Genomic DNA, 6,699 nt, shown 5'->3' on the forward strand with positions numbered 1-6,699 from the left:
TAAAGTTGAGTATGAATTAACATTTGTCACGCTTGATCCAAAGACAGACTATGAAGCGCTTTTAATTATTTGTTGAATGTTTGTATTTTTATCTAAGTTGCTGCCGCTGTTTATTTATCCTTTGGGGTTGAGTTGCTTGTTAATGATGGCGGCTTTAATCGCGCTTTGGAAGCGTCCCAAATGGGCAGCACCGCTAATGGCTGGGGCACTAATTATTTTACTGCTCGGAAGTAGCGGTTGGGTGTCAAAATCCTTAGTTCGATCGCTCGAATGGCAAAATTTACCCACCGCCGAACTCCCCCAAGCATCCGCGATAATCGTCTTGGGCGGCGGTGTCAAAGCAGCTTTACCTCCCCGCCCTTGGGTAGAATTGGGGGAAGCGGGCGATCGAATTATCTACGCTTCCCGACTTTACCGTCAAGGCAAAGCTCCCCTGTTAGTGCTCAGCGGCGGTAGAGTAGACTGGAAAGGCGGGGGTTCTCCAGAATCGGCAGACATGGCAGAAATTGCTCAAACAATGGGCGTACCGTCATCAGCAATTCTGCAAGACCCCGATTCGCACAACACTTATCAAAATGCCGTCAACGTGCGGCAAATCTTAGATGATAAAGGCATAAAAGGGTCGGTTTTGCTAGTGACATCGGCGATGCACATGACTCGATCGCTCTTAATTTTTCAGCGTCTGGGAATAAAAGTAATTGCGGCACCAACAGACTTTCAGATAACGCAGCAGAATATCGCAGAATCTCAAAATAGCTGGCAAGCAGTCGCACTGGATTTATTGCCAGATACCTATTATCTAAATCAGTCTAATAAAGCTTTGAAAGAATACATCGGCTTAATTGTTTATCGCCTGCGCGGATGGCTTTAACAGAATTTTAGATCTGAAATTTTTGATTTTAGATTGAATAATTTAAAGTAATGCAATTGATAATTTAATTGATAGGGAAACCGCCGATTGAGGCAGATGCAACACAGATGCAACGCAGATAATTTTAAGATTGTTTGGGACTATTAGATGAGTTTGAATAATTGGTATAAAATCTAAAATCTCACAATTCTCTGATTTATTGTGTTAGCTTAAAGTCATTACAGCCAATATTTGCCACAGTCGCCCCCAAACAATCATGTTGCCCCACGAGTTGCAAAACGTTGTCCCAGAATCGACCCCAGCAGCCGAAATTTTCCAACAGAAGCAAATTGTTCGCGAGTTTTACGCCGAAATTAAGTACCGCGAAGAACTCGAACGTCACTGTCAGTGGTACTACGCTACAGCCAAGCAGCATCAGCAGGAATTGCAGAAAATGCAGGGAGATTTTAACATTTTCGGTTGGTTCTGTCGCCGACGATCGCAAAATTAAGAATGCAACAAAAAAGAGGGTTTGCAGTAAGGACTTTAGTCCTGCCGACTGACTAAAAGCCAGAGAAACAACAGAAGTCTTCACTACAAATTCTCTTATGGTTATATTATCGGATTGGATATTAGTTGCCAACAGCAATGCAGCTTTAGAATATCTCCAAACCCTTATCTCATCAGTCATTCCCAATCTAAAATTTACAATCTAAAATCTAAAATGGTATGAGATTGCCTTTGGGCTCCGGCGCTGTTTTTGAGAGTGCTAGACTTCCGAAGATATTAATTCGACTTCATCTTCTTTGAAGTGAGCTCGAAATTTTTTGTCAAACTGAACTAAAACAGGCCAATTGGCACTGACTGGTCTGCCGTGCCATTCGTGAACGATCGCCACGACTTCTCCTTCCATACCCTTAATCTCAAATGGTTGACTGCGATTTTGAGGGTGGTGGTAGACAACAACAGAGTTTTTAACGCAAACGCGATCGCCAACTTTCATAAATTTAAAATTAGTGTTCTCTCTACAAAACTCTACAAACCGTGCAAGTGCAGAACACCTGTACGGTTTGGGTACAGTCTTTTTATCTTCCCACACAACTAGAGCGAAAACTTAAATAAAGTTAGCGGTTGTCTGTGGGTACTTCGATCGCCAGTCGCGAACCGAGGACGGCTTCAGTGCCGATCGACTCTGGATTGAAGCCCTGTCGCCCGATCGGCATTTAATACCATTGTTGGCGGGGATCGTTGCCAATTCTTCAATCTGCAATGCCCCAATCTCAAATCTAAAAAGGTATTAACTGGTTCAACCAACACTCAACATCAACCGCCAGAGTTTGACCCAACTCCAGCAACTGCCGAATCGAAGACAGCTCCCAGCCGCCGTCTGAACGGGCGATATCCAAGGCAACGACATCCACCTTGTTTTCCTCCTGTGCCACAGCTTGCCGTTGCAGGCAGCCCAAACACAGAGGCACTATTTGACTGTAGAGAGAATCGAAATACAGTTCTTGCGATTTGTCCAAACACAAACCCAAACTCAGCCGATCGCCCACAGCAATCAAACGGTCGATCGTGCCGATCTCAAGTTCTAGCTCAACAGGGGAGCGTTCCCGATCGCCCGTTGCAGCTTGCAGCAGCGCGTCAAGAGTGCGCCAAACCAGCTTTTCCAAAATTTCCTTAACTTCGGGAACCTTCAACCGACAGCGGAGGTGGCCGGCTTCAGTGGCGATCGCCTCAATTTCCGCCAACAGCGACTCCGCGTCCTCGGTTTCCAGTTCCAAAGCCTTCGCCGCCGTCAAACAGCGGTGTCCCAAAGCCACCTCAGCAGCCACCTGCAACTCTACCGGCACCGGCAACTCGTCGCGGTGGAAAGCCATCATCACCCCGTAATTTTCCCGGTAAACCTGAGTGTAAAGCTGATCCAAGCGAGTCAAATTTTCCTGACTCAGCAACTGCACGATCCGGTGGCGTTCCTCAGCGAACAAATCCCGCAAGCTAAACGACTGATCCCCAAACAACCGCACCATTTCCAGAATCGCGTGGGCCGCCGAAGCTTCTTGCAGAACTCCAAACAACCGGTCTTTCAGCATCGTGTAAGACCGGCGGCTGCCAAAAGGCTGAATGCAGCAGTGGAAGTCCCAGCCCCCGAGGTGGAACGCAGCAAACACAAAAACCTCTGTTTCCCTCGTAATTTCCGAGGTTAACTGCAATTGACCCACAGCCAGAGTCATCGAGCCCATGCGCTGAATTTGGAAATCTTCTTGCTGGGCCTGATAGCAGTAAACTCGCTGTTGGCGGGGATATTTGGCAAACAGAGAACTAATGGCGTAGTGGGCTGCTACTTGTCTGAGGCTAACTTGGGCAGTTGTTACCTGTTGGCGGTAAACTTCGGCCCCTGTTTTGAAACAGTCAACGTTGCTAGGAATCAGGGCCAGCCGATCGATAAAATCCTGTTCTAGCTGTACGCCCGTAACTTCCCCCGCCAATTCCAGCGCCCGGGCCGCGTAGCGCAAAATTTGCACGCCTTCGGGGCGAGATATTTCCTCAAAAAACCAGCCGCAGCTAGTAAACATTAACAAAGTGTGGCGCTGCATTTCCAGCAACCGTAGCGCGTCCACCTGTTCGGCTGCATCAAGTTCGCGAAGTTGATGGCGATCGAGGAAACTCTCAACGTTAGCCGGCGATCGATCGCGAATCACATCAATATATTCATCTCTGGCCTTCCACGGATCGCGAAACAGCTTGCGCCCCGCTTCCTCATAAATCGGAATCAATCGATCGCGCAGCCAATTTAAAGTATCCCGCAAAGGCCTGCGCCACAGGAGATGCCACCCGCCACCGCCACCGCAGCCACAATCATCTTGCCAGCGATCGACCCCGTGAGAGCAACTCCAAGCCGTCACCGGTTTGAGTTCCACTTCCCAAGTGCTCGGATTTTGACTTAAGTAATGAGCAAAATTCGTCACTGTCCAGCCGCGCTGGGGAAACTCTTCTGTGAAGGCGTAGGCGAGGCATTTTTCGGTACTGTTTTTGTGATGGCCGAAAGTTTCGCCGTCTGTCGCCACGGAGATTAATTGGGCCGGTCGGTGGTCTCCCCGCACTGCTTGGCCCAAGCGCCCCGCCAAGTGGTTGCTGCTGCTGAGAACGTCATTGAAGCCCATATCCCGCGAGATCGGGCCGTCGTAGAAAAAGATATCGATGTAGGGACTGTTGGGCGTTGGGGCTGCCGAAGGCTGGCCGTCTCTGCGGCCCAAGGAGTGAGAACTCAGCGGCGAAAGTTGGAGGTCAGCCATCAACCGTATTTCCGGCTTTAAATAGCAGCGGTAGGGACGAGTCGGATCGATTTGACCGCCGCCTACTTCGTGCCATTCGCCATCAGCTTCTGCCCCTGCTGCTTGGTTTTGCCCGATTAGCGGGCGGCAGCGTTCGGCTTGGGAGGGGGCTAAGACAATGAAGCGGATGCCTTGGGCCACTAAAGCTTCGAGGGTGGCGTAGTCTACGGCGGTTTCGGCGAGCCACATTCCTTCGGGATCGCGATCGAATCTGGATCGAAAATCTGCGATTCCCCAGCGAATTTGGGTATATTTGTCTCGCTCGTTCGCCAGTGGCATGATGATGTGATTGTATACTTGGGCGATCGCGTTACCGTGACCGGACAGGCGCTGACAGCTTTTGCGATCGGCTTCCAGAATCCGCTGGTAAACTTCCGAATCGTAGCGTTCCAGCCAACTCATCAACGTCGGGCCGATGTTGAAGCTGAGATATTCGTAGTTGTTGACGATCCCTGCGACTTCTCCTCGGTCGTTGAGTATGCGCGCAAAGGCGTTGGGGCGGTAGCACTCGCGATCGATGCGTTCGTTCCAGTCGTGGGAGGGTTCGGCGCTGGCTTGGCGTTCGATCGCATCCAGGTAAGGGTTTTCTCGGGGCGGTTGGTAAAAGTGACCGTGAACCGTCACGCACACTCCTGTTGCTGTCGCCGTGCTGCTTTGGGTTGGGGCCGTTACCCCTGGCGCAGACACTGGGATCGCGTCGGACTGAGTTGTAGAAATCGAAACCATGCGATCGAATCCTCAAGTAGTTAATGACAATAAAATCAGCCTCATTAGTAACTGAAACCTTACGCAGCAAGCGTTTGGGCTAGGCATCAGTTGCGGCTGAGTTTGGGCAGACAATTATTTGATACATTTGTAGTATTGCGAGCAAAGCATTCGTTCCAAGATGCAGAGCGTCGATCCCTGGGTTTTTCTGTGCTTTGCTGTTGAAAGAGTTAAAAAAGGTAATTTTTCCAGCTTTTTGGCACTTTCCACTCATTTCGGGTTTGTGCTTGCAGGGGCTGCTTGTTGAGATTTTGATTTACATTGCTGGATTTTAAAGTCTTATTCATTAAATAGCAAGTTTTCCCCGGAAAAATTTTATCTTTGGCGATCGAGCCAGGGATGGCAATTGTGCGGGTAAATTTAATCTAATGGCGAAACTCTTCACCAGGGAACGCTTTGGCTGGGGGATGTGCTGCACCGGATTGCTGTACTGTGTCTGTAGCAAAATGGTTGATTGAGTTTATTGGTGAAATGTTCCTGTGCACCCGCCACCAGTAACTTATCGAAGTCAACAGATAGCCTTGATGCGATCGTGTGCATTGAAATTTTCAAATCTCGCCTCGACTTGATGCAGACTTCTGAAATACCCTGGATGCAAAACCCTTCAAATTGTACCAGATCGGCTTCGGCCCCGGCAGAATAACAATCCCTAGCTTCCGTAGTGAATCATTTCTACTGGAATCTTGACTACCGAGTTCGCTGGAAATGACAATAATCGGCCCCCAATTCTTAATCAGCATTAATCGCAAATACTTTCGAGAAAGTCGCACTCCGCTGATGACGTTGATTTGCAGAAAATTTATCCATTCATCATCGATCCCCTCAAATGCTTATCCATAAATTCCCCGATTGTTGACCAAAATTTCTACCTCTGGAAGTCGTACTATGACCACCCAACGTATCGTCATTGAACGCCTCAATCAGAAAATGAAAATTTTTAGGATTCTTTAACAATACTTCGGACAGTTTTGGAAGAGGGACGCGAGGCTCGCCGAGCTACAAAAGTTATTGGAATCTGAATCAAAAATCAAAAAAAAGGCAATTTTTAGGTTAAGCTCAAAAAACACACGAACTTAAAAAACTGCCTCATGAATATTCTTGAATCTATTTTACAACAAATGCCAGGTATTGAGTCTTGCCTCAAAAGAAGTTTATGGTGATTTTATTTTCCACCATATTGCTTGTTTATGGCAAGGTTAATTTTACCAATCTGAGTCATTATAGCTGTTTGAGTGAAAAAACCTATCGTCGCCACTTTTTCAAAAGCTTTGATTTTCCCGCATTTAATAAATTATTTCTCAATAAAGCCTTAGATCATCAGCGAACACTTATTGCCGTTATCGATTGTTCTTTTATCCCTAAAAGTGGCAAAAAAACTGAAGGCAAAGCTAGTTTTTATAATGGTGTAGCTGGCAGATCTGAAGAGGGATTAGAAATTTCTGTAATTTCTGTGGTCGAAGTTGAAACTCATTTATCTTATCGCCTAAGTGTACAACAAACGCCCTTGCGTCCGACCACAGAACTACCGAAAAATTCCCTAACTGCTAAAGTCAAAAATAATTCAAAAAAACTTGGCAAAAAACAGAAGTTATTAAGCTTAACGCCTGAAATAACAAGAGTCGATGACTATGCTCAACATTTAAAAAAAAACTCGTTCTTTGTTGCCAGATTATGTCCGTTACTTGGTAGCTGATGGTTATTATTGTCGCTTAAAATTCTGGAATGCTGTACGGGATGCAGATTTAAATT

General features: G+C 47.1%; 5 protein-coding genes. 3 read left to right on the forward strand and 2 right to left on the reverse strand.

From position 1 onward, the window contains the following. Nucleotides 1-76: 76 nt before the first annotated feature. Nucleotides 77-871, forward strand: coding sequence for a YdcF family protein (locus QUA01_RS20650; RefSeq protein WP_333092306.1), 795 nt, complete (start codon nucleotides 77-79; stop codon nucleotides 869-871). Nucleotides 872-1,127: 256 nt separating this feature from the next. After that, a complete protein-coding gene (locus QUA01_RS20655; RefSeq protein WP_333092305.1) occupies nucleotides 1,128-1,361 on the forward strand; it encodes a hypothetical protein in 234 nt (77 codons plus the stop codon). Between the two features lie 258 nt (nucleotides 1,362-1,619). On the opposite strand, the gene QUA01_RS20660 is transcribed toward QUA01_RS20655, so the two are convergent. Together QUA01_RS20660 and QUA01_RS20665 are read right to left on the reverse strand one after the other, a co-directional pair. Beyond that, nucleotides 1,620-1,853, reverse strand: a complete 234-nt coding sequence (locus QUA01_RS20660; protein ID WP_194010886.1) for a ferredoxin-thioredoxin reductase variable chain — start codon at nucleotides 1,851-1,853, stop codon at nucleotides 1,620-1,622. 283 nt (nucleotides 1,854-2,136) lie between these two features. Further along, nucleotides 2,137-4,911 carry a DUF3536 domain-containing protein gene (locus QUA01_RS20665; protein ID WP_333092304.1) on the reverse strand — a complete coding sequence of 925 codons (2,775 nt, stop codon included), beginning with the start codon at nucleotides 4,909-4,911 and terminating at the stop codon, nucleotides 2,137-2,139. A 1,192-nt stretch (nucleotides 4,912-6,103) separates the two neighbouring features. Here QUA01_RS20665 and QUA01_RS20670 point away from each other — a divergent pair. After that, the gene (locus QUA01_RS20670) at nucleotides 6,104-6,643 is read left to right on the forward strand and encodes a hypothetical protein (RefSeq protein WP_333092303.1); all 540 of its coding nucleotides are present in this window, start codon (nucleotides 6,104-6,106) and stop codon (nucleotides 6,641-6,643) included. The last annotated feature ends 56 nt before the right edge of the window (nucleotides 6,644-6,699 follow it).

The organism is Microcoleus sp. S36a_B3, from assembly GCF_036700745.1.
Classification (GTDB): Bacteria; Cyanobacteriota; Cyanobacteriia; order Cyanobacteriales; family Microcoleaceae; genus Microcoleus.